This is a genomic window from Clostridium sp. 'deep sea', from assembly GCF_014931565.1.
Taxonomy (GTDB): domain Bacteria; phylum Bacillota; class UBA994; order PWPR01; family PWPR01.
On sequence record NZ_CP063353.1, the window covers coordinates 2915595 to 2938701 of the forward strand.

22 protein-coding genes and 2 rRNA genes are annotated in these 23107 nt (G+C 35.7%); 22 read left to right on the top strand and 2 right to left on the bottom strand.

Going from position 1 to position 23107, the window contains the following annotated elements; translation table 11 throughout:
• Nucleotides 1-9 precede the first annotated feature (9 nt).
• The 10 genes from IMX26_RS13515 to rsmI all read left to right on the top strand — a co-directional run bounded on the left by IMX26_RS13515 (nt 10) and on the right by rsmI (nt 10078).
• Nucleotides 10-2932 (top strand): 23S ribosomal RNA (locus IMX26_RS13515).
• A 54-nt stretch (nt 2933-2986) separates the two neighbouring features.
• Nucleotides 2987-3103 (top strand): 5S ribosomal RNA (gene rrf / locus IMX26_RS13520).
• Between the two features lie 763 nt (nt 3104-3866).
• Nucleotides 3867-4223, top strand: a complete 357-nt coding sequence (locus tag IMX26_RS13525; protein ID WP_195158909.1) for a hypothetical protein — start codon at nt 3867-3869, stop codon at nt 4221-4223.
• A 232-nt stretch (nt 4224-4455) separates the two neighbouring features.
• Nucleotides 4456-4662 carry a sigma factor G inhibitor Gin gene (locus tag IMX26_RS13530; protein WP_195158910.1) on the top strand — a complete coding sequence of 69 codons (207 nt, stop codon included), beginning with the start codon at nt 4456-4458 and terminating at the stop codon, nt 4660-4662.
• A gap of 254 nt (nt 4663-4916) precedes the next feature.
• Nucleotides 4917-6332 (top strand): aminotransferase class I/II-fold pyridoxal phosphate-dependent enzyme, encoded by a 1416-nt coding sequence (locus IMX26_RS13535; protein WP_195158911.1) that lies wholly within the window; start codon nt 4917-4919, stop codon nt 6330-6332.
• 34 nt (nt 6333-6366) lie between these two features.
• Nucleotides 6367-6699, top strand: coding sequence for a cyclic-di-AMP receptor (locus tag IMX26_RS13540; protein WP_195158912.1), 333 nt, complete (start codon nt 6367-6369; stop codon nt 6697-6699).
• Between the two features lie 9 nt (nt 6700-6708).
• Nucleotides 6709-7668, top strand: coding sequence for an AAA family ATPase (locus IMX26_RS13545; RefSeq protein ID WP_195158913.1), 960 nt, complete (start codon nt 6709-6711; stop codon nt 7666-7668).
• A complete protein-coding gene (locus IMX26_RS13550; RefSeq protein WP_195158914.1) occupies nt 7661-8515 on the top strand; it encodes a stage 0 sporulation family protein in 855 nt (284 codons plus the stop codon). The genes IMX26_RS13545 and IMX26_RS13550 overlap by 8 nt, the downstream gene beginning before the upstream one ends.
• A complete protein-coding gene (locus tag IMX26_RS13555; RefSeq protein WP_195158915.1) occupies nt 8515-9246 on the top strand; it encodes a tRNA1(Val) (adenine(37)-N6)-methyltransferase in 732 nt (243 codons plus the stop codon). Before IMX26_RS13550 ends, IMX26_RS13555 begins: the two co-directional genes overlap by 1 nt.
• The gene (gene rsmI, locus IMX26_RS13560; RefSeq protein ID WP_195158916.1) at nt 9239-10078 is read left to right on the top strand and encodes a 16S rRNA (cytidine(1402)-2'-O)-methyltransferase; all 840 of its coding nucleotides are present in this window, start codon (nt 9239-9241) and stop codon (nt 10076-10078) included. The genes IMX26_RS13555 and rsmI overlap by 8 nt, the downstream gene beginning before the upstream one ends.
• Before the next feature lie 48 nt (nt 10079-10126).
• Here rsmI and IMX26_RS13565 read toward each other — a convergent pair whose 3' ends face one another.
• A complete protein-coding gene (locus IMX26_RS13565; RefSeq protein ID WP_279324861.1) occupies nt 10127-10372 on the bottom strand; it encodes an AbrB/MazE/SpoVT family DNA-binding domain-containing protein in 246 nt (81 codons plus the stop codon).
• 160 nt (nt 10373-10532) lie between these two features.
• On the opposite strand from IMX26_RS13565, the gene IMX26_RS13570 reads away from it, so the two are divergent.
• The 4 genes from IMX26_RS13570 to IMX26_RS13585 all read left to right on the top strand — a co-directional run bounded on the left by IMX26_RS13570 (nt 10533) and on the right by IMX26_RS13585 (nt 12983).
• The gene (locus tag IMX26_RS13570; RefSeq protein WP_195158917.1) at nt 10533-11315 is read left to right on the top strand and encodes a TatD family hydrolase; all 783 of its coding nucleotides are present in this window, start codon (nt 10533-10535) and stop codon (nt 11313-11315) included.
• Nucleotides 11296-12174, top strand: coding sequence for a 16S rRNA (adenine(1518)-N(6)/adenine(1519)-N(6))-dimethyltransferase RsmA (gene rsmA, locus IMX26_RS13575; RefSeq protein WP_195158918.1), 879 nt, complete (start codon nt 11296-11298; stop codon nt 12172-12174). Before IMX26_RS13570 ends, rsmA begins: the two co-directional genes overlap by 20 nt.
• A gap of 19 nt (nt 12175-12193) precedes the next feature.
• Nucleotides 12194-12646 (top strand): arginine repressor, encoded by a 453-nt coding sequence (gene argR / locus IMX26_RS13580; RefSeq protein WP_195158919.1) that lies wholly within the window; start codon nt 12194-12196, stop codon nt 12644-12646.
• A gap of 103 nt (nt 12647-12749) precedes the next feature.
• Nucleotides 12750-12983, top strand: coding sequence for a Veg family protein (locus tag IMX26_RS13585; protein WP_195161408.1), 234 nt, complete (start codon nt 12750-12752; stop codon nt 12981-12983).
• Between the two features lie 73 nt (nt 12984-13056).
• On the opposite strand, the gene IMX26_RS13590 is transcribed toward IMX26_RS13585, so the two are convergent.
• The gene (locus IMX26_RS13590) at nt 13057-13569 is read right to left on the bottom strand and encodes a L,D-transpeptidase family protein (protein ID WP_243259362.1); all 513 of its coding nucleotides are present in this window, start codon (nt 13567-13569) and stop codon (nt 13057-13059) included.
• A 146-nt stretch (nt 13570-13715) separates the two neighbouring features.
• Between IMX26_RS13590 and IMX26_RS13595 the strand changes: the two genes are divergently transcribed.
• The 8 genes from IMX26_RS13595 (at nt 13716) to IMX26_RS13630 (ending at nt 22982) form a co-directional block, all read left to right on the top strand.
• The gene (locus IMX26_RS13595) at nt 13716-14540 is read left to right on the top strand and encodes a cyanophycinase (RefSeq protein WP_195158921.1); all 825 of its coding nucleotides are present in this window, start codon (nt 13716-13718) and stop codon (nt 14538-14540) included.
• A complete protein-coding gene (gene cphA, locus IMX26_RS13600) occupies nt 14540-17179 on the top strand; it encodes a cyanophycin synthetase (RefSeq protein WP_195158922.1) in 2640 nt (879 codons plus the stop codon). The genes IMX26_RS13595 and cphA overlap by 1 nt, the downstream gene beginning before the upstream one ends.
• Nucleotides 17180-17399: 220 nt before the next feature.
• Nucleotides 17400-18272, top strand: coding sequence for a 4-(cytidine 5'-diphospho)-2-C-methyl-D-erythritol kinase (gene ispE, locus IMX26_RS13605; protein WP_195158923.1), 873 nt, complete (start codon nt 17400-17402; stop codon nt 18270-18272).
• Between the two features lie 55 nt (nt 18273-18327).
• The gene (locus IMX26_RS13610; protein WP_195158924.1) at nt 18328-19014 is read left to right on the top strand and encodes a GntR family transcriptional regulator; all 687 of its coding nucleotides are present in this window, start codon (nt 18328-18330) and stop codon (nt 19012-19014) included.
• A 35-nt stretch (nt 19015-19049) separates the two neighbouring features.
• Nucleotides 19050-19880 carry a pur operon repressor gene (gene purR / locus IMX26_RS13615; protein WP_243259165.1) on the top strand — a complete coding sequence of 277 codons (831 nt, stop codon included), beginning with the start codon at nt 19050-19052 and terminating at the stop codon, nt 19878-19880.
• Between the two features lie 97 nt (nt 19881-19977).
• A complete protein-coding gene (spoVG, locus tag IMX26_RS13620) occupies nt 19978-20244 on the top strand; it encodes a septation regulator SpoVG (RefSeq protein ID WP_195158925.1) in 267 nt (88 codons plus the stop codon).
• Nucleotides 20245-20594: 350 nt separating this feature from the next.
• Complete coding sequence (gene glmU / locus IMX26_RS13625) at nt 20595-21992, top strand: bifunctional UDP-N-acetylglucosamine diphosphorylase/glucosamine-1-phosphate N-acetyltransferase GlmU (RefSeq protein WP_195158926.1); 1398 nt, start codon at nt 20595-20597, stop codon at nt 21990-21992.
• A 27-nt stretch (nt 21993-22019) separates the two neighbouring features.
• Nucleotides 22020-22982 carry a ribose-phosphate pyrophosphokinase gene (locus tag IMX26_RS13630; RefSeq protein ID WP_279324862.1) on the top strand — a complete coding sequence of 321 codons (963 nt, stop codon included), beginning with the start codon at nt 22020-22022 and terminating at the stop codon, nt 22980-22982.
• The last annotated feature ends 125 nt before the right edge of the window (nt 22983-23107 follow it).

Consider the following 23107-nt stretch of genomic DNA (forward strand, 5'->3'; position numbering starts at 1 on the left):
GCATAGAGAGGTCAAGTAAAAAAGAGCATATGGCGGATGCCTAGGCGCCAAGAGTCGAAGAAGGACGTAGCCAGCAACGATAAGCTGTGGGGAGCTGCAAGCAAGCGTTAAATCCACAGATTTCCGAATGGGGAAACCCAGTGGGTAGAAGGCCCACTACCGCTAAGTGAACAAAATAGCTTAGTAGGAGGCAACCAGGAGAACTGAACCATCTAAGTATCCTGAGGAAGAGAAAGAAACATCGATTCCCTGAGTAGCGGCGAGCGGAAGGGGAAGAGCCCAAACCAAGTACTTGTACTTGGGGTTGAGGACTCCAATAATCGAGTGGAATCTAATTGAATGGGAAGGGAAGCCCAGCCGTAGAGCGTGATAGCCGCGTAAATGAAAGAGGAAGCAAGAGTGGAGTATCCAGAGTAGTGCAGGACACGTGAAACCCTGTATGAAGCAGGGGGACCACCCCCAAGGCTAAATACTCCTTGGCGACCGATAGTGAAGCAGTACCGTGAGGGAAAGGTGAAAAGCACCCCGGGAGGGGAGTGAAATAGAACCTGAAACCATATGCTTACAATGAATTCGAGCACTACGGTGTGAGAGTGTACTTTGTAGAACGGACCGGCGAGTTACCATGAATAGCAAGGTTAAGGAATAAAGTTCTGGAGCCGCAGCGAAAGCGAGTCTGAATAGGGCGAATAGAGTTATTGGTGGTAGACCCGAAACCGCGTGATCTACGCATGACCAGAGTGAAGCGTATGTAAGAGTACGTGGAGGCTCGAACCCACTGAAGTTGAAAATTCAGGGGATGAGTTGTGTGTAGGGGTGAAATGCCAATCGAACGCGGAGATAGCTGGTACTCTCCGAAATAGCTTTAGGGCTAGCCTCAATCGGTGAGTCAGGGGCGTAGAGCACTGATGGAATAAGGGGACTTCACCGTCTACCAACTTCTGTCAAACTCCGAAGTCCGACTGACTTTAGATTGGGAGTCAGACTGCGAATGATAAGATCCGTAGTCGAGAGGGAAACAACCCAGACCACCTGCTAAGGTCCCCAAGTCATAACTAAGTGGAGAAGGAGGTGGGATTGCATAGACAACCAGGATGTTGGCTTAGAAGCAGCCATACATTTAAAGAGTGCGTAATAGCTCACTGGTCAAGTGATCCTGCGCCGAAAATGAACGGGGCTAAAGTTATGCACCGAAGCAGTGGCTAGATAGTAATATCTGGGGTAGGAGAGCATTGCATGGGCGGAGAAGCTGTGCTGTAAGGCATGGTGGAGCGCATGGAAGAGAGAATGCCGGTATGAGTAGCGAGAAGGAAAGTGAGAATCTTTCCCGTCGAAAGCCCAAGGTTTCCTGAGGAAGGCTCGTCCACTCAGGGTAAGTCGGGGCCTAAGCCGAGGCCGAAAGGCGTAGGCGATGGATAACTAGTTGAGATTCTAGTACCACCTAATATTGTTTGAGTGAAGCAATGACACAGGAAGGTAGGGACCGCGCACTGTTGGAGGTGCGTCCAAATGTGTAGGCAGTGATTGCAGGTAAGTCCGCAGTCACATATGCTGAGGCATGATGGGGAGCGAAATGAAGTAGCGAACGGCCTGATCCTACGCTGTCGAGAAAAGTTGCTAGTGAGATAGAAGGTGCCCGTACCGTAAACCGACACAGGTAGGCAAGGAGAGAATCCTAAGACGCGCAGGAGAACCCCTGTTAAGGAACTCGGCAAAATGACTCCGTAACTTCGGGAGAAGGAGTGCTCTAATATTGTGAAGTTCCTAGCGAATGGAGCAAGAAAGAGTTGCAGATGAGAGGCTCAAGCGACTGTTTACCAAAAACACAGGTCTCTGCTAAAGCGAAAGCTGAAGTATAGGGGCTGACGCCTGCCCGGTGCTGGAAGGTTAAGGGGAAGTGTTAGCGTAAGCGAAGCACAGAACTGAAGCCCCAGTGAACGGCGGCCGTAACTATAACGGTCCTAAGGTAGCGAAATTCCTTGTCGGGTAAGTTCCGACCCGCACGAAAGGCGTAACGGTTTGAGCGCTGTCTCAACAGGGGGCCTGGTGAAATTGCAATGCACGTGAAGATGCGTGCTACCCGCGACTGGACAGAAAGACCCCGTGAAGCTTTACTACAGCTTGATATTGGGTTTCGGTACTACATGTACAGGATAGGTGGGAGACTGTGAAGCTAGGACGTCAGTCTTAGTGGAGTCAATGTTGGGATACCACCCTTGTAGTGCTGAAATTCTAACCCGTGTCCGTAAGCCGGGCAGGGGACAGTGTCAGGTGGGTAGTTTGACTGGGGCGGTCGCCTCCTAAAGAGTAACGGAGGCGCTCCAAGGTTCCCTCAGCGCGGATGGAAATCGCGCGAAGAGTGCAAAGGCATAAGGGAGCTTGACTGTAAGACATACAGGTCGAGCAGGAACGAAAGTTGGACTTAGTGATCCGGCGGTACCGAGTGGAAGGGCCGTCGCTAAACGGATAAAAGCTACTCCGGGGATAACAGGCTTATCTCGCCCAAGAGTCCATATCGACGGCGAGGTTTGGCACCTCGATGTCGGCTCATCACATCCTGGAGCTGAAGCAGGTTCCAAGGGTTGGGCTGTTCGCCCATTAAAGTGGTACGTGAGCTGGGTTCAGAACGTCGTGAGACAGTTCGGTCCATATCCGTCGCGGGCGTAGGAAAATTGAAGAGAGCTGTCCCTAGTACGAGAGGACCGGGATGGACGAACCGCTGGTGTATCAGTTGTCTCGCCAGAGGCACCGCTGAGTAGCTAAGTTCGGAAGGGATAAACGCTGAAAGCATCTAAGCGTGAAGCCTCCTTTAAGACTAGTTTTCCCACCGAAAGGGTAAGGCACCATGAAGAAGACGTGGTAGATAGGCCAGAGGTGTAAGTGTGGTGACACATTCAGCTGACTGGTACTAATAAGCCGAGGACTTGACCTCAAAGATCTATGTAGTTTTGAATGCTCTGTTGATAAACAGAGTATGAATAAAGTTTATGGCGGCGATGGCAAAGGGGTCACACCTGTTCCCTTACCGAACACAGAAGTTAAGCCCTTTAGCGCCGATGGTACTTGGCTGGTGACGGCCTGGGAGAGTAGGACGCTGCCATATTAAATTTCTAAAAGAACTGTGCAATATTGCACAGTTCTTTTTTATATTGATTAAACAAACAAGGTAGGGTACGCATTGCATGCGTACCGCTGTTAGGCATTACGAAAACTACTATAAATTAAATACCTCTACTCCGTAATACCTGCTTTTACTCCACCAAGTATCCTAAGAACAACAATCTATACTTGTATCCAATTTAAACTATACATTCTAAAATAGTATTAGCAATTGAAAAGTGGGAATTGCTGAAAATGTTTTCTGTCAAGGCGCTTAAAATTTAACAGCTGTGCGTAATACATAGCGTATGCGTGCAGTTGATAAATTTTATTGCAACGAAGAGAGAGAGCATTTTCAGTGATTCCCGTTAAGCCCTTTAGCACCGATGGTCACTTGGCTGGTGACGGCCTGGGAGAGTAGGACGCTGCCATATTAAATTTCTTAAAAGAGTATTTGCATATGCTAATACTCTTTTTTCATTATTCCCACGAATGATTTTTGGAACAAAATATCTTACCTTATAAAGCAAAACAACAATTACGCTTCCATACGCATTGCATGCGTCCCGTTGTTTGGCATAACTAAAATGGGTCTTATAAACAACTGGCTTAGGGTGCTGTCATACTAAATTTAGTTTAAAGAGCCAGACTAAAATCTATAAAGCTATCACTGCAGTTGTTTTCTTTTCTTTTCTTTTCTTTTCTTTTCAACTATTCATTCAATATGTATAATTAATATAATAGTAATTTAATTAATGAGGTGTAAAATGAATAAGAGTAATATTAGTAAATTTGCTTTCACAGTGGTTGCCTTACCTTTAGGTTTCATTTCATCTAAAAGTGTACCTGTTAGTTCATTTTTGTTTATATCTTATGCTTTGGCTTGTTTTTTCTATTGGTTTACAGAACTAAAGCTTAAATCAAACACCCAAAATTCACGCGTTTCTATTTTCACACTTCTGCTTTTTGGACTCTTATTTTTGGCTTCTTATTATTATAATTTTCTTAGTAGTGTGCCATTTTATAAAGCTATGGTAATTTCAATTATTGTTTATTTTTGTGGAGAATCGTTAGAGAGTTTATTTCATTATTATCTAAAAAGACCTACCCCAAAATATCTCTAATTAATAATATATCATTGAGTTTCATTATTTTAGTCTTTCTGAGCATAAAAACATGTAATAGTTTAAGTGGATACTGATAATACAGCTTATATTAGCTGTATTATCAATTATTATTTTTGTTATTGGTTTTTACTATAATAAACAATTTTGGAACCTTAAACAAACCCTTAGCGTACAATAAGGTATAGCTAATTTCAGTTTTGGACATCATAATGTACGAGGAGGTATGCTAATGAATAATATCAACAAGTGCATTGTTTGTGGACAACATAACCCAAACGGTATAATGGTACGAGAAAAATACATATGCCCAGCGTGTGAAGATAAGATTGTAGCACTTACAGTAGACCACCCAGACTATAACATCATTAAAGAAAGTCTTAAGCAAATTTGGATTAGCTCAGATACTGAGGGTTTAGATATGACTTTAGATTCATGAAAATTTTGGGAAGAAGTACAACAAATAAACGATTTTTTACAAACATATTCCACTTTACAGCAATAGCTTTTAATTAGGCCTAACATAATGATTATGTTAGGTTTTTTATTTTGTTATAATTTATATAATCAATTAACGTAGCGGCAAGTTAAATTATATTTCTTGTTACTAACACATAAAATTTAGGTGATTTTTAATTTAGGGCTATTGTATTGTATAATTATATTAGTAAATAACTAAGGAAAAACTATAATATGCAAACTCCAATATGTGATGCTTTGGCTTTATATAAAGCTAAATATAAATATCGTTACCATACTCCCGGGCATGCAGGAGGTTATATAACCCCTCAAGCATTAACAAAGTGGACAAAAGATTTATGGAGTTATGATGCTACTGAAGTGAATGGTTTAGATAATCTACTAAACGAAGCAGGTGTCATTCAAGAATCTCAATCTTTGACCGCAAAGTTGTATTCTGTAGCTCATACTCTCTATTTAACCCAGGGTTCAACAGCAGGTATTCAAATTGCGATTATGGCTTGTGTAAAGCCTGGTGAGAAGGTTTTAGTACAAAGAAATTCTCATTTATCGGTATGGAATTCTTTAATTTTAAGTGGAGCTAACCCTGTTTGGCTAACTAATACATATAATATATGGGGTATACCAGAGCCCGTAGCATGTTGTGAAATAGAAGCTAAATTAAAGAAACATCCAGATACAGTAGCTGTGATAATTCAAAATCCAACCTATGAAGGTTTAGCTGGTGAACTAAGGAAGATTGTTGACTGTGTACACAAGTATAATATTCCGCTAATTGTAGATGAGGCTCATGGAGCTCACTGGCATTTTAGTAAGCACTTACCCCTTTCAGCTGTTGATGCTGGCGCAGACCTAATTATTCAGTCTGCACATAAAACCTTACCCGTTATCACTGGGGGAGCTTATCTTCATCAGCAGGGTAAGTTAGTGAGTGTTGAAAAGCTAAAGCGCTTTAGAAGAATAGTTCACTCTAGTAGTCCATCATATTTAATTTTGGCTTCTCTTGATGCAGTTCAGCAGTTTCTATACAATAATGCAATAAGAGAGTATAATAATTTATATAGTCTTTTAAACCAGTTTTATAATAATATAAAGGATTTAAAAGCAGTAAGGTTTTTACAGCTAGCTACTAAAAACCTTGATTTTACAAAGATAAATTGTAATATTTACTCTAATAGTACTACTAATTTTGTAAATACGTTAAAAAAATATGGTATAATGTTTGAAAAAAGTAACGGAAATAATTTTTTATTTTTAGCTACACTAGGAACAACAGAAAACAGTTTAAAGGCGTTATTTAACGGGTTATTAGCATACTCTAAACAGCAAAATGAAGTCAGTATAATTAATGATGATTCAGCTGTGTTACAATTGCCCCAAAATGGGGAAAATATCTATAAACCAAGAGAAATACTTTATATGAATAAAGAGTTAGTCTTAGTGAGTGAGTCACATTCTTTAGTTGCCGCTGAGCCAGTTCTTAAATATCCTCCAGGGGTACCAATAGTTTTACCTGGGGAAAAGTTAACTTCCGAGATAATAGAGTATCTGCTACAAGAGTATCATGGCAGTAATTTTGTTGGACTAGTTTTAATTGATAACAAACTGTATATTAAAATTGTAAAATAGTATATTAAAGTTACTTCATTAAGGAGTGTTAAATATGAAAATGATTGTTGCTGTTGTGCAAGACAAAGACAGTATAAGACTCATAGAGAGTCTTATTGAGCAAGGTTATCGAGCAACCAAGCTAGCTAGTAGCGGCGGTTTTTTAAAAGCTGGTAACACTACTCTCTTAATTGGTGTGGAAGAGGAAAAAGTAAACACAGTTATTGATATTATTAAAGAAACCTGTCATTCACGTGAGCAGCTAGTTACACCTATGTCTCCTATAGGTACATCAGGTTCAGAGTCATTTTTACCGTACCCTGTAGAAGTTGTTGTAGGGGGAGCTACAATTTTTGTTTTGAATGTAGAAGACTTCCATAGAGCTTAAGGTTTTATTATGTTATGGGATAAGATAGAAGGGCATCAAGATGTTAAAAATTCTCTAATGCATCAAATAGAGGCAGGTCGAATAGGCCATGCCTATCTTTTTGTTGGCACACATGGAATAGGTAAAAAGTTAGTTGCTAGGGCTTTTGCTTCAAAGGTGCTTTGTAAAGACGATTTAAAAACTATACAACCTTTAAGTTGTGAAGAAAGAGTTCAAAAAGCTATTCATCCTGACTTAAGAATTTGGCAAACAGAAAAAAAAAGCTTTAGTGTTAAAGAAATAAGAAGTTGGCAAAAAGACTTATGGTTACCCCCTACTTTAGCAAGTTATAAAGTTACAATAATAGATGAAGCAGAAAAACTTACTTTACAAGCTCAAAATGCTTTATTAAAACTGCTTGAAGAACCCCCATCTAATATTGTTTTTATTCTCACCTGCTGTGATACATCTAATATATTAACCACTATTCAATCAAGATGTAGAAAAGTAAGATTTAATAATTTAAAGGCTAATAGCTTTGAAAAAATTTTATGTTCTGAGATTACTGATGACAAGCTACTCAAGTTTTTATTTTACTTAACTAAAGGTAGCCCAGGACAAGCACTTAGTTTAAACGAAAAGCTAGATATAAAGCAAGTTAGAGATCAGCTAAATAAAATATGTGATTTGTTAAATAATAATAATATTGATAAAATGTTTGTAGTTGTAGCAGATATTATAAAAAAAGAAAACGAAGTTGAAATAATTCTTTTAATGTTAGAGACCATTTGGGCAATGGCTTTAAGGCAAGACAATAGAATTAATGATATAATAGATAATAGCGCAAAAATAATGAAAAGACCTATATGGGTTTTAAAACAAGATTGTAAACATATTATTAATGCTCAAAAACAAATTCAACAGTACCAAAACAAACAGCTTGTTTTGGAAACGTTACTGTTATATATATTGGAGGACATAAATGACTAAAGTTGTAGGAGTAAGATTTAGACCTGCAGGTAAAATTTATTATTTTGATCCTAATGATATAGAAACTGAATTAGGAACAGCTGTTATAGTTGAAACTGCAAGGGGTTTGGAATTCGGCGAAGTTGTTTCTACTGTTAAAGAGGTAACAGATGAAGAAATAGTTTCGCCATTACGCAAAGTAATGAGGATTGCAACTGAAGAAGATTGTTTAGTTTTAAAGAAAAATAAAGAAAAAGAAGCAGATGCAACAAAAATTTGCGAAGAGAAAATACAGAATCATAAGCTAGATATGAGTTTAGTTAATGTTGAATATGCCTTTGATGGCAGTAAAATTATTTTCTATTTTACTTCTGATGGTAGAGTAGATTTTAGAGAGTTAGTTAAAGATTTAGCAACAGTGTTTAGAACTAGAATAGAGTTAAGACAAATTGGGGTTAGAGATGAAGCCAAGATGTTTGGGGGAATTGGTCCATGTGGCAGACCTCTGTGTTGTGCTACTCATCTAGGGGATTTTGCCCCAGTATCAATTAAAATGGCAAAACAGCAAAACCTAACACTTAACCCATCAAAAATATCTGGTATTTGTAGTAGATTAATGTGTTGTTTAAGATATGAGAGTGAACACTATGAGGCCATGGAAAAAATAATACCCAATATTGGTCAGTACGTATACACTCCAGATGGGCCAGGAAAAGTTATATCTAGTAGTGCTATAAAAGAAAATGTACTTGTAGAGTTAGAAGATGATAATGTTCGTAAAGAATATTTACTTAAAGAGATAAAGAAAAAAAATGGTAATAAGTGTGCTCATAAAACAAATTGCCATGAAAATAGTACTAAAGAGTAATGGAACGAATAGATAATTTAATGCATACTGGCTTAAACATTATACAAGATGATAAGTATTTTTCATTTGGTATAGATGCCGTTTTGCTATCTATGTTTGTAAGATTAAAGCGTGGAGATAAAGTTGTTGATTTTGGTACAGGAGTAGGGGTTATCCCCTTAATGTTAAGTACTAGGCAAACTCATTTAAAGATTAAAGCCTTAGAAATTCAACCTGAAGTTGCTGCTTTAGCTTTAAGAAATGTTGAACTTAATAATTTATCCCAAACAATAGATATTGTTAATGAGGATTTAAAAAATAGCGTTTTACTATATGGTCATGAAAAGTTTGATGTAGTTGTAAGTAATCCTCCTTATATGCCTTTAGGTGTTGGAGATATTTCTCCTCAAAATTCATATGCAATTGCTCGTCATGAGGTGCATTGTACCTTAAGTGATGTAGTAAAAGCGAGTAAAGCAGTTGTAAAATATGGTGGTAAGGTTAACTTTGTTTATAAATCTTCAAGACTGGTAGAGTTAATTACTATGTTAAGAGAGCATAAGCTTGAGCCTAAACGATTACAACTAGTACAATCACGCCAGAATTCTGAATCACATATTTTTTTAGTAGAGGCTGTAAAGGGTGCAAAATCTGGTATCAAGATTTTACCAACCCTAGTTATATATGATGATGGTGAGAATTATACAGACCAAATGAAAAAGCTATGTTTTTCGGAGGATAAAAATGAGTGATGGTCAACTTTATTTAGTAGCAACTCCAATCGGTAATTTAGAAGATATTAGTTTTAGGGCTTTGAGAATATTAAAAGAAGTTAATCTTATTGCCTGCGAGGATACCCGAAGAACCAAACAACTTTGCAATTACTATGATATAAAAACCCCATTATTAAGTTACCATGAACATAATGAGCGTGACAGAGTAGATTTATTAATTAGCAAGTTAGTAGATGGTGAAAATATAGCAGTTGTTAGTGATGCAGGAACCCCTGCTATAAGTGATCCAGGAACAGTTATTGTAAAAGCAGCTATAACTAACGGAATAAAAATTATTCCTATACCTGGACCTACAGCATTTACTTCAGCCTTAATAGCCTCTGGATTAAACACAGAAGGATTTTTCTTTGCTGGATTTTTACCAAGAAAATCTAAATTAAGACAAGAGCTATTGAGCAAGTTGAAATACAATGAGTATACAACAATTTTTTATGTTAGTCCCCATCGCTATAATGATGTGATAAAAGATATTGTGAAATGTTGGGATAAACAAAGAGATGCTGTTGTGGCTCGAGAATTAACAAAAGTATATGAAACATTTTTAAGAGATAAAATTGGTAGCGAAGCTGTTTTGAATTACAGGCCTAAAGGAGAAATTTGTTTAGTTGTATCAGGTAGTTTAGAGAGTAAAACAGATATAGAGCAAAATCCCTTAAACAACTTAACTGTGTTAGACCACTATGAGTCTTATATAAATAGGGGAATGGAGAGAAAACAAGCCATAAAGCAGGTTGCAAAAGATAGAGCATTAAAGCGAAGCGAAGTATATGATATTTTGTTTAAAAACTAGGTTATGTAAAAAGAGCTAACCCTAGGGATTAGCTCTTTATAAAAAATCTTATAGATTTTCAGACATCTTAGCAATACAATCTTTACAAACTCTGCGACCCATGTAGTTTTCCATGTTGTCAGCAGAACCACAGAAGATGCACGCTGGAGCGTATTTCTTAAGTATAATGCTCTCATCGTCTACGTAAATTTCAACGTAGTCTTTAATTTCAATACCCATAACACGACGTAATTCGATTGGTAATACTAGACGACCTAAATCATCAATACGACGAACGATTCCTGTTGCTTTCATGTCAATCTCTCCTTTAATTCTGGCTAATTAACCAAATCTCGACATAATTATACATCGTATCACAAGATGTGTCAATATCCTTTTACTGAAAAGGAAGTACATGGTTTGTATTGTCAATTACAAGAAATGCAGTCAATAATAAAGATAAAAAGGTGAAAACATGGTTTTAATAGACACTCATTTACATTTAAACGACAAAAGATTTCAAGGCGATGTTAGGGAAGTAATCGAGCGAGCACAGGGTGCTGGCATTAAGCATATGATAAATGTTGGCTCAGACGTTTTTTCTTCTAAACTCGCAGTAAAACAAGCAAATGATTATTGTGGTGTTTATGCAGCAGTGGGCATACATCCTCATAGTGCAAGTAGCTCAAATGATGAAACTCTAACAGAACTAATAGAGCTATTACCAAATAAAAAAGTAGTAGCCTGGGGAGAAATTGGTCTTGATTACCACTATGATTTTTCACCTAGAAGTAAACAGAGAGAATCATTTATAACTCAGTTGGATATTGCAGAGATGTATAAATATCCAGTAATTATACACAATAGAGAATCTCATGAAGATATGATTAAGATACTAAACAGCAGGCAAAAACCAATAACTGGAGTTATGCATTGTTTTTCTGGCTCTGTAGAAATGGCTAAACAAATATTGGATTTAGGAATGTACATTTCTCTAGCTGGACCACTTACCTTTAAAAATGCACGTAAGTTACCAGACGTAGTTAAGTTTGTGCCGCTAGATAGACTATTAATTGAAACAGATAGTCCCTATTTAGCACCAGTTCCTTATAGAGGTAAACGAAATGAACCTGTATATGTTTTAGAAGTAGCAAAAAAAATAGCTCAAATAAAAGGCATAGAACTTGATGCAGTTGCAAGTAATACTACAGAAAATGCCTATAAGCTCTTTAGATTGGATGAAAAAATTAATGCCTAATTTATTGTCTATTAACACTGTAAAAGATTTAATGCAACGGCATGAGATGAAGTTTAGTAAGGGTTTGGGGCAAAACTTTCTCGTGGATAGACCTGCCTTACAAAAAATAGTTAAGAGTGCCAATCCCCAGCCGGAAGACATTGTTTTAGAAATAGGGCCTGGTGTTGGAACCCTTACTAATGAGTTATGTAAACAGGTAAAACAGGTATATGCTGTTGAAATAGACCAGCGATTAATGCCCATATTAGCTGAAACATTAGCTGATTTCAATAATGTTAAAGTTCACTTAGGAGACATTTTAAAAACAGACTTAAGAGGGTTAATAAGCTATTCATCACATGAACCATTAAAAGTTATTGCAAACCTTCCATATTATATAACGACACCAACTATTTTTCGATTGTTAGAGAGTGAAATAAGTTGGGATAGAATGGTTTTTTTAGTTCAGAGAGAAGTAGCTGAAAGATTAGCAGCTAAACACGGATCAAAACTATATGGTGCATCTTCGGTTAATATTCAAGCAAGAGCTAAAGTATTTATTTCAGGAATTGTAAAACCTGGTTGTTTTATACCACGTCCAAAGGTAGATTCTGCTATAATTGTTATTGAGCCCAAAAAAGAGCTATTAGACCCACAACTAGATTTTAAATTGCTTAAATCTGTAGTTCAAAAGGCCTTTTCTCAAAGACGTAAAAAATTATTTAACTCCTTATCTACTAAAGGAGAATTAGTCCTTACAAAAGAGTTATGGAGAAATATCTTTCTGCAATGTAATATAGAAGAGTCGGTAAGAGCCGAGCAACTTACGGTAGATAAGTTTATAGAGTTAGCAAAATGTGTGGCTAGTTCACAAAACTAATATTTATGGGGGATTAAAGGTGAAAGGCAAACGGCAAACAACAATTTTAGAGATAATAAGAGAAAAAGAAATTGAAACTCAAGAAGGTTTATTAACAGAGTTACATAATAGAGGTTGTATAGTTACTCAGGCAACTGTAAGTAGAGATATTAAAGAGTTAGGTTTAGTAAAACTTAAAGGAAGTACGGGTAGATACTACTACTCACAAGTAACTGACCAGCAACCAGGCAATGTAACTGATAGATTACTGAGATTATTAAGAAGCTCAATAATTAGTGTTGATTATGTGAGGAATATGGTAGTAGTAAAAACTATTACAGGTACTGCTAATGCAGCAGCAGAGGCTTTAGATAGCTTAGAGGATAACACTGTATTAGGATCTTTAGCTGGAGACAATACTGTATTAGTCATTTTAAGTAGTGATGAAGTAGCCCCATATTATGTAAATAGGCTTCAACAACTAATTAAATAATATTAAGTATCTCTTTCTTACAGTGATGGTATTTTTTTGCCATTGGGTTTCATTTGTGTTATAATAATAATGATATTCTGGACAGGGGGGATGGTATTTGGCTATGGCACTTAAGGACATACGATTGGATTTAGAAAACCATCTAGGAAGCAGGATAAAACTAAAAGCAAATCGTGGACGTAAAAAAACAATAGTTCGCGAAGGTATACTAGAACGAACCTACCCGCATGTGTTCACTGTACGTTTGGATGAAAACAATTCATCTATTCCCCGCGTATCGTATAGTTATATTGACATATTGACATCAAGTATTGAATTAGAATATTTAGATAATTAGTAGGTACAAAAAAGACCATTCGGTCTTTTTTTTGTTTATTACTATAAAAAAATAAGTATAAGAGGTTCATCTCCTATACTATGATGAGTGACTGACCAACGTAAATTTCATTTTTAGTGTTATGTAAATGATTATAAGTGACTATGCTTTCTATTGTGGTATTAAATTTATTAGCTAGATAAGCCAAGGTATCACCAGATTTTACCCTATAGGGTTGACCTGGTGGCATTTCATAACCAGAAGGTAAATCTTCAGGTGTTTTTATTATACCAACTTTTGTATTAATTGCCGTTGAATTATATAAATACTCTACATCAGTATTGTACATTCTAATACATCCCATAGAAATACTTTTTCCTATAGAGGTATTATTATTTGTGCCATGAATGCCATAACCACTAATACTAAGACCCATCCACCGAGATCCATATGGTCCACCAGGATCTTCTGCTTTGTTTATAATTCTATAAACTCCTAAAGGTGTTGGTGTACTAGGCTTTCCTACAGCTATTGGGTAGGATTGCGTTATCTTGTTACCTATGTAAACGTATAAACGCCGCCAGCTTCTAATAGCAACTATTACCATCACATCACTTCTCCTTGCTGTGTTTCTACATCATATGCAAAACTTGTTATTATGGTATTCATTAAGCATAAAATTGTATAAGTTCTAGGTATATCTGTCAATACTGAAATAGAGATTATTTTTACACATAATGAGAGGATATCAATATGAACGATAGTGGACTGTTGCTTATTATTGGTGGTGCGGAAGACCACAAAGGTGAGTGCGTTATTTTAAAAGAATTTATTAGGCTCGCAGGGGGTAGAGGTGCTAATATTGCTATTTTAGCAGTTGCTACCCAAAACCAGTTAAGATCAGAGCATATGTATAGTCATATATTTAGAAAACTTGGTGCGGGAAGTTGCAAAGCCCTTCATATTCTAGATAGAAGTGATGCTAATACTTATGACTTACAAAGTGAATTAGAGCATATAGATGGCATTTTTATTACGGGTGGAGACCAGCTAAGAATTACAACTATGTTAGGAGGAACAAACCTTTATTATGCATTACATGAGCTACATGCCAAAGGCACTATTATTGCCGGCACAAGTGCAGGTGCCTCAGTAATGAGTGAGATAATGATATTGGATGGTGAGAGTGATAAACCTCCAACAAAACAAACAGTAAGTCTATCTCCCGGACTAGGTCTGTTAGAGGGAATTGTAATTGATCAACATTTCGCCCAAAGGGGGCGATTAGGTCGCCTATTATCGATTGTAGCCTATAACCCCCATATTTTAGGTATTGGGATAGACGAAAATACAGCGGTAATAGTAGATGATGTTAGTGGTGAAATGAAAGTTATTGGTGAGGGTGCTGTGACAATTTTAGATGGTAAAGACATTGAGTTTTCAAATGTAGCAACAGTATCAGCAAGTCAAACCTTGGCAGTTGCTGGTTGTAAACTTTACACGTTACCTTGTAAATATCATTTTGATCTAAGATCACGAAAAGCTATTAATACTAGGCATTTGAAGGAGGATAACTAGTGAGGATTGAATCAGTTTCTTTAATTGAAGGAAAGAACATAGATAGCCATTTTCCAGTAGTAGTTATGCAACTAAATCTCGAGGAATATGCTGAGGTTACAACTAAAGATATTGGTGTCAGCTTCATTAATAGGCTTGTAAAGCTATTACCAGGATTAAATGAACATAAATGCAGTAAAGGTTATGTAGGTGGATTTGTTGAAAGGCTACAAGAAGGTACTCTATTAGGCCATGTTGTTGAACACATCGCTTTAGAATTGCAGGAAATGTTAGGTGTGGGTACTTACTATGGTAAAACCAGAAGAGTCTCACAAGGTATTTATAATATTATATATGAGTATAAAGCTGCCGTTGCTGCCGAAAAAATAGCCTATGTTTCAGTAGACATTGTTAAGAGACTGTTAAAAAATGATGAACCTAATATTAATAACATTATAAACGAGTTAAAGGATATTATAGAAAAAACAGAGTTAGGGCCAAGTACTAAAGCAATAGTTACTGCTGCTCAAAAACGCAATATTCCTGTTACTCGTTTAGATAATAATAGCTTAATTCAGTTAGGATATGGGGCTAAATCAGTTAAAATTCAGGCTACTTTAACAGAAAAAACTTCATGTATTGCTGTGGATATTGCTTGTGATAAGGACCTTACAAAAAAACGCTTAAGGTATGCTGGATTACCTGTTCCTTATGGGGCTGTGTGTGAGAATGTTGAACAAGCTCTAGATTTTCATAATAATCTATTACAGCCTATTGTTATTAAGCCAGTTGATGGCAATCAAGGTAAAGGGGTCAGCCTAAATTTAACCACTAGTCAAGCTATTACTGAGGCTTTTAAACTAGCTAAAAAATACTGTAATGAGGTATTGGTAGAGAAGTATATTGAGGGCAATCATTATCGATGTGCAGTTGTAGATGGAAAACTTATTGCTGTTTCATGGAGAATACCAGCCCATGTTATTGGAGACGGACTACATAGTATAACAGAGCTTATAGATATTGAAAATCTTAATCCTTTGCGAGGTAATTACCATGAAAAACCACTTACTAAATTAAAATACGATCCAATTGTAAAACAAGTACTTAAAAGACAAAAGCTAAACATTAAAAGTGTTCCTGAAAAAGGTAAGCAGGTCTTTTTAAGAGAGAATGCTAATCTAAGTACTGGTGGCATCGCTTATGATGTAACTGATATGATACACCCTGATAATAAGAGATTAGTAGAATCCGCTGTAAAAATTATTGGACTAGATGTAGCAGGAATAGATATTGTATTAGATGATATAGAAAACTCCTATGAAGAGTATGGAGGGGCTATTATTGAAATAAATGCAGCCCCAGGTTTAAGAATGCACCATTACCCAGCAAAAGGTGAATCTCGTGATGTTGCTTCGGCTATAGTTGATTACTTATTTCCTAATAAAGAAACAGGTAGAATTCCCTTGGTCTCTGTTACGGGTACCAATGGTAAAACAACAACAGTAAGATTAATTGCTCATATGTTAGCTAATAAATATGACAAAGTTGGTTATACAACATCTGATGGAATATATATTAATGAACAGCGGATTCTTACTGGAGATACAACGGGCCCTATCAGCACAAAAAACCTCTTAGAACGCAAGGAAATAAATGCAGCAGTACTAGAGTTAGCTAGAGGCGGTATTTTAAGAGGTGGTTTGGCTTATGACTATAGTGATGTAGCTGTTGTTACCAATGTAGGTTATGACCATATTGGGCAAGATGGAATCCTGTCACGCTGGGAGTTAGCAGACTTAAAAGCATTGACACTAGAAGCTGTTAATCAAAATGGTTATGCAGTTATTAACGCCGATGATGCTTTTGAGACTACTATGACAAAATCTAGTAGGTGTAAAATAATATATTTTAGTCTCAAATCTAATAACAGTGTTGTTGTAGAACATATAAACTGTGGTGAAAGAGCTGTAATTGTAAAGGATAATAAAATCATTTATTATAGTAATAGAGAAGAGAGAACTCTGGTAGATGTTAAGAGCATTCCGATTACGTTTAATGGAAAAGCTAAACACAATATTGCTAATATTTTAGCTGCTGTAGCCGTTGGTATATCATTAAACTTAACAGATACAGAAATGATAAAGGCTATTCGCAGCTTTAAACCAAATATAATCAATAATCCTGGTAGGCAAACTATTATTGAAATGCCTGATGGTAAAACTATAATGATTGACTACGCTCATAATCAGCTTGGATTAGAATCACTTGCTAGTTTTGCTAAAAACCTTAATTACAATAAAATAATAGGTGTTATTTGTGGACCAGGAGATAGAACGGCAGAACAGCTGATTGAAATGGGTAGAATAGTTGCTAAGGGCTTCGATAAGGTAGTATTTAAAGAAGATAAGGATAATAGAGGTAGAAAACAAGGCGATACAGCTGCTTTACTACTTGAAGGGTATTATTTAGAGAAGCCAAATGGATTTGCTAATATCATTGAAGAGGAGACAAAAGCAATAGAGCATGCTATAAACCTTGCTAGTAAAAACGACTTAATTATTATTAATTATGAAAAATTGGCAGATTGCCTTAAGTCTATCAATATCGCGTATAACCGTATTTATGATAAAAAGCAAAAAAACTTAATAGCAGGTGCATAGAGTAAAGGTAATGCTTATGTTATAATTTTAGGGGCTGTACATTAACCACAGTTAATGTATGCCCCTTTTAGTTAGTTTTTTGTTTATGTTATAACCATAATTTTATAAACTTATAAAACTAATAACGTGATTGACTTATAAGTTGGTAAAATAGTTAATATTTTATGATTAATTTAATAACACAAATAATAACCGGTAGCAGCAAAAAAGAGGTAGAAAAATGGCTAAGTATGTAAACATTAAAGCACCAGCAAAACTGAATTTGGGATTAAATATTACGGGGATAATAGAAAATCAATACCATACAATTGATACAATCTTTATATCGGTAGATTTATACGACAGTATTAAATTAACATTAAGTGATAAAATATCAGTTAAATGTAAACACTGCTTGGTTCCTAATGATAGTAATAACATAGCCTATAAAGCTGCTGAACTATTAAGAAAACAATACTCAGTAAACAAGGGTGTTGAAATAATTATAGACAAAAAAATTCCAGTGGGTGGAGGTATGGCAGGGGGTAGCTCTAATGCCGCCGCTGTGTTGCGTGCTTTACCACTTTTGTGGAATATAAATGTTGATATAATACAATTGAAACAAATAGCCCTGTCTCTTGGAGCTGATGTTTGGTATTGTTATATAGGTGGTATCCAAAGAGGGCAAGGTATTGGTAGCGAATTAACTTCTATTAATAGCAATATATCACTAAAGCTGGCTATTTTGCCTCAACCGTGGTCTTTTAATACCGCAGCTGTATTTAAGGCGTATGATAACTTGAAAATAAAGCAAAATATAAATGTAAGTGCTATAAAAGAGGCAATTTTAAAACAAGATGTAAAAAAACTTAATGAAAAACTTGGCAATTCTTTAGAACTTGCAGTATCTAGTATAGAACCAAGCCTTCTAACTATACTAAAAAACCTTAGAAATTATGGGCTAAATGTACAAATGACTGGTAGTGGTAGTACTTTGTATCTAGTACTTAGTTCTGAAAATGATATAATAAAACTTAATAAATATTATAATGGTAAGGTAATAGTTTGTAATTTACTGCCTATATTGCCTAAAGCAAAACTTTACACAATATAAAGGAATTATCCAAAAAGTATTTAATATATAATAGAGTGGTATCGGAGGTATTAATATGTCAGAAAAAAAACTTCATTTAGAACTAAACAGTTATAAACCCTTAAGAGAGATAGTTTTTGAAGTAATTAGAGAGTCTATTTTAAACGGTCGTTTTGCCCCAGGTGAGAGGCTAATGGAAACCCAGTTAGCTGAGGAGCTTGGTGTGAGTAGAACTCCTGTAAGAGAGGCTATTCGTAAGTTAGAACTAGAAGGACTAGTTGTAATGGTTCCCCGAAGAGGTGCTTATGTAGCTAGTATGAGTGTTAGAGATATCTCAGAAACATTTGAAATTAGGGCAGCACTAGAGGGTTTGGCAGCTAAGTTAGCTGTTGAAAAAATTACAACAGATGAGTTAGAAGCGATGGAGTTAACAGTGCTTAGAATGAGTAAGTGTATTGATAGTGGTGATTTAACAGAACTCATAGACATTGATGAAGAATTTCACGATATTTTAGTTAGAGCTAGTCGTAATGAAAGATTAACTCAAATGATAAGTTTGTTAAGAGAGCAAATAAAAAGATTTAGAAGAGCTAGCCTTTCTACTTTAGGTAGACAAAGTCTTATTTTGGGTGAGCATCGACAAATCTTAGAAGCAATTGCTGAAAGAGATGACAATAGGTCACAGCGTTTAGTAGAAGAGCATATTGCAAATGCTGAAGATAGTTTGTTAAACGTAGTACGTAACAATCAAGGAAAAAAGTAAAATAAGCATTATTTTGAAGCACAGGGGTTGATGATTTGAACACAGATAAATGGAAAAGAAGTGAGCGAGTTGGGGCATTAATTGAAATGCTTACAACATCTCCAGGCAAGTTGTTCTCTTTAGGACAGTTCTCAGATTTTTTTAATGCTGCTAGGTCAACTATTAGTGAGGATTTAACTTTAACTAGGCAGGTTTTAAGAAAAATAGGAAGAGGACATATCGAAACTATTGCTGGGCCAGCAGGGGGAGTTAAATATTTACCAGAAGTAGCAGAATGGCGTAGAACAGAGCTTTTAAATAGGCTAAGAGAACAACTTACTAATCCTGAACGAATATTGCCAGGAAACTATATTTATATGACTGATTGTATATATGACCCTAAAGTTTGCAATATACTTGGTGAAATATTTGCTTCTTACTTTTATGATAATGCCCCTGATGCTGTTGTTACTGTAGAAACAAAAGGTATTCCCTTAGCTATGGCAACTGCCTACTATCTAAATGTTCCTGTTATTGCAGCGAGAAGAGATCATCTAATTACAGAGGGAACATCAGTTAGTATTAATTATGTTTCTGGTTCATCCCGAAGTATTCAAACCATGTCATTGGCAAGACGCTCATTATCACCAGGAAAAAGGATTTTAATTATTGACGACTTTATGAGAGCTGGTGGTACTATTAAAGGATTAAAGGAATTAATGTCAGAATTTGAGGCTACAGTTGTAGGAGTAGGTGTATTATTAACAACTTCTAGTCCTACTAAAAAATTAATAAATAACTACATTTCGATGTTAGTTTTAGAAGATGTTGATACTGTAAATAATAAAATAATCATGAATGTATCCCCTTTTTGCGAAAATAATTAAAAAATTGTTATAAAATCACGTTTTTAGGCAGGAAAAATACGTTTTACATAGAAGAATTGAACAGCTAAAACGTTAGCATCAAGAAGGAGGTGTCCTCATGCAAGTTACAGAAGTTCGAATTCGCAGGGTAAATAATACAGGCAGAATGCGTGCAATAGCTTCTATAACAATCGACGATCAGTTTGTGGTTCATGATTTGCGAATCATAGAAGGTAACAATGGATTATTTGTTGCAATGCCAAGTCGTAAAACATCTAATGGCGAATTCAAAGATATTGCACATCCTATTTGTACCGAAATGAGGCAACATATTCATGATCAGATCATGGCTGAATATGAACGTGAGAATGCTTCAGAGCAGTAAAAGTGCATAAGAGTAGGGGTGGTACTCTACCCCTAGGATTGTAGTCGTAAAAGCTATTAATAAATCACCACAAATTTTAAGAAATTATATTATTATATACATACATATTGGTGATTCATAATTAGTCTTTAGTTAATTTCTGTTAACCCTTTTATGTGTTTTTATTAGCGTTACGAAGTAGTGTCTACATATTTAATATTTTGGGTATTTTTAGAGAGGAATCCTCTCTTTTTTGTTTTATTGGAACAAATTTATTTATAATGGGTAGTATAATAATATTAAATTAACTTGCATGTAACATGTTAATATATTAACATCAAAGTAGCTAGTTCCGATAAGGAGGGAACACCATGAATAAAGATTTAGTTGCCATTCTTCTTACCGCTGGCAAGGGTAAAAGAATGAAGTCAAAATTAATAAAAAATCTACATCCCTTAGCTGGGAAACCAATAATAAACCATTTAATAGATACAGTAAAAGAAATTAATGTTAAAGATATAGCTGTTGTAATAGGAAATGATGCTGAAAAAGTTAAGCAAAACTTAGGTGAGGGATATAATTATATTTATCAAAAAGAGTTGTTAGGAACAGGTCATGCCTTATTACAAGCTAATGATTTTATACATCAGCATAGAGATTGTACTATATTAGTATTTTTAGCAGATGGACCATTAATAACTAAAGAGTCATTAGAGTTGTTATTGCATAAACACTATACAGATAGAGCGAGTGCAACACTTATGACTTCTATTAAAGATAAACCATTTGGCTTTGGCAGAATAGTTAGAAACGAAGACGGTAGAGTTGCTTACACTGTTGAAGAAAAAGATGCTAATGAACGAGAAAAACTTATTAAAGAAGTATGGGCAGGTATTTGTTGTTACGAAGCAGAGGATTTATTAGAGAGCTTTAAGGGATTAAATAACAACAATGCCCAAGGTGAGTATTACATGCCTGATACCTTTAAATACTTAATAAAAAAAGAAAAAGTAGTGTCTGCTGTAAAAGCATTAACCGATTTAGAAACTCTTAATGTTAATGATAGAGTATCATTAGCTGAGGCTGAAAAATATTTAAATAATAACACATTAACTAAATTAATGAAAAACGGAGTAACAATTGTTAGTCCAGAAACAACTTTTATTGAGCCAAGCGTTAAAATTGCAAGCGATACTACAATTTTACCTTTTACTTATTTAACCGGAAATAGTACAATAGGTAGTGATTGCGTAATAGGGCCATATACACATATTACGAACTGTGAAATTGCAGATAATGCTGTAATAGAACGTTCAACTTTACGCGATTCAACGGTGCATAGCAATGTTAAAATAGGCCCGTTTGCTTATTTACGTCCTAATACCTTAGTTAAAACCAAAGGTAAAATAGGAACTTTTGTGGAGGTTAAAAACTCTACCATAGGAAAAGAAAGCAAAGTGAATCATTTAAGCTATGTTGGCGATACAGATGTAGGCGAAAAGGTTAATCTCGGAGCAGGTGCTATAGTTGTGAATTATGATGGAGTAAATAAACATCGTACCACAGTTGAAGATAATGCTTTTGTAGGTTGTAATTCAAACCTTGTTGCTCCTGTAAAAATAGAAAAAGGAGCATATGTTGCAGCAGGTTCTACTGTAACAGATAATGTACCATCTAACGCACTTGCTATTGCAAGAAGTAGGCAGATTAATAAAGAAGATTGGGTATCACGCCGAAAAAGAGTTAAGGAAAGTACAAATAAGCACTAGTAGAGTTACTACAGGGGAGGATTTATCATGGAGGAAATGAGCAAATTAAAGCTGTTTACTGGTTCAGCTCATGTAGAGTTAGCTGAAGAGATTGCTAAAGCATGTGGTACATCTTTAGCGGAAAGTAGTTTGGTTGTTTTTAGTGACGGTGAAAAATCTGTACGTATAGATGAAAGTGTTCGCGGTTGTGATGCTTTTATTATTCAACCTACCTGTTCACCAACAGCTGAGAATCTTATGGAAGTGTTAATTTATATTGACGCTTTACGTAGAGCATCTGCTCGTTCAATTACTGCTGTTATACCATACTTTGGATATGCTAGACAAGACAGAAAGTCTAAAGCCAGAGATCCTATTACAGCAAAATTGGTAGCTAATCTATTTACTGTTGCCGGCGCAGATAGAGTTTTAACAATGGACTTACATGCAAGGCAAATTCAAGGCTTTTTCGATATTCCAGTTGATAACTTAGAAGCTAATAATATTTTAGCTGAATATTTTGTAAGCCTTGGTTTTAAAGGTAGAGATGATATAGTAGTTGTATCTCCAGATAATGGCGGAATTACTCGCGCTAGACACTTAGCGGTTGCATTAAATGCTCCTTTGGCAATTATTGATAAAAGACGTCCAAGAGCAAATGAAATGGAAGTAATGAATGTAATAGGTGAAATAGAAGGCAAAATTGCTGTTATGACAGATGATATTATCGATACAGCAGGAACTATTACACGCGGTGCAGAAGCACTAATGAAGATGGGAGCTAGAGAGGTTTATGCAGGTTGTGTACATCCAATCCTTTCAGGCCCAGCTGTAGATAGAATTGCTGCTAGTGTTTTAAAAGAATTAGTTGTTACTAATACTGTTCCACTAGCTAAGCAAGCCAGAGCATTAGATAATATTAAAGTATTATCTGTGGGAGATTTATTCTCTAAGGCTATTAAAAGAATTTATGAGCACCGTTCTGTTTCAGAATTATTTAACTTGGACTAGTCTTAACTATATTAGTAGATAGCTAACCCTAGCAGTCCACTGAGAAAAACATACTATAAGGGGTGACTCAAATAGGTTAAGTCTATTAGAGTAGCCCCTTTGTAATTTTGGGTAAAAATTATGCT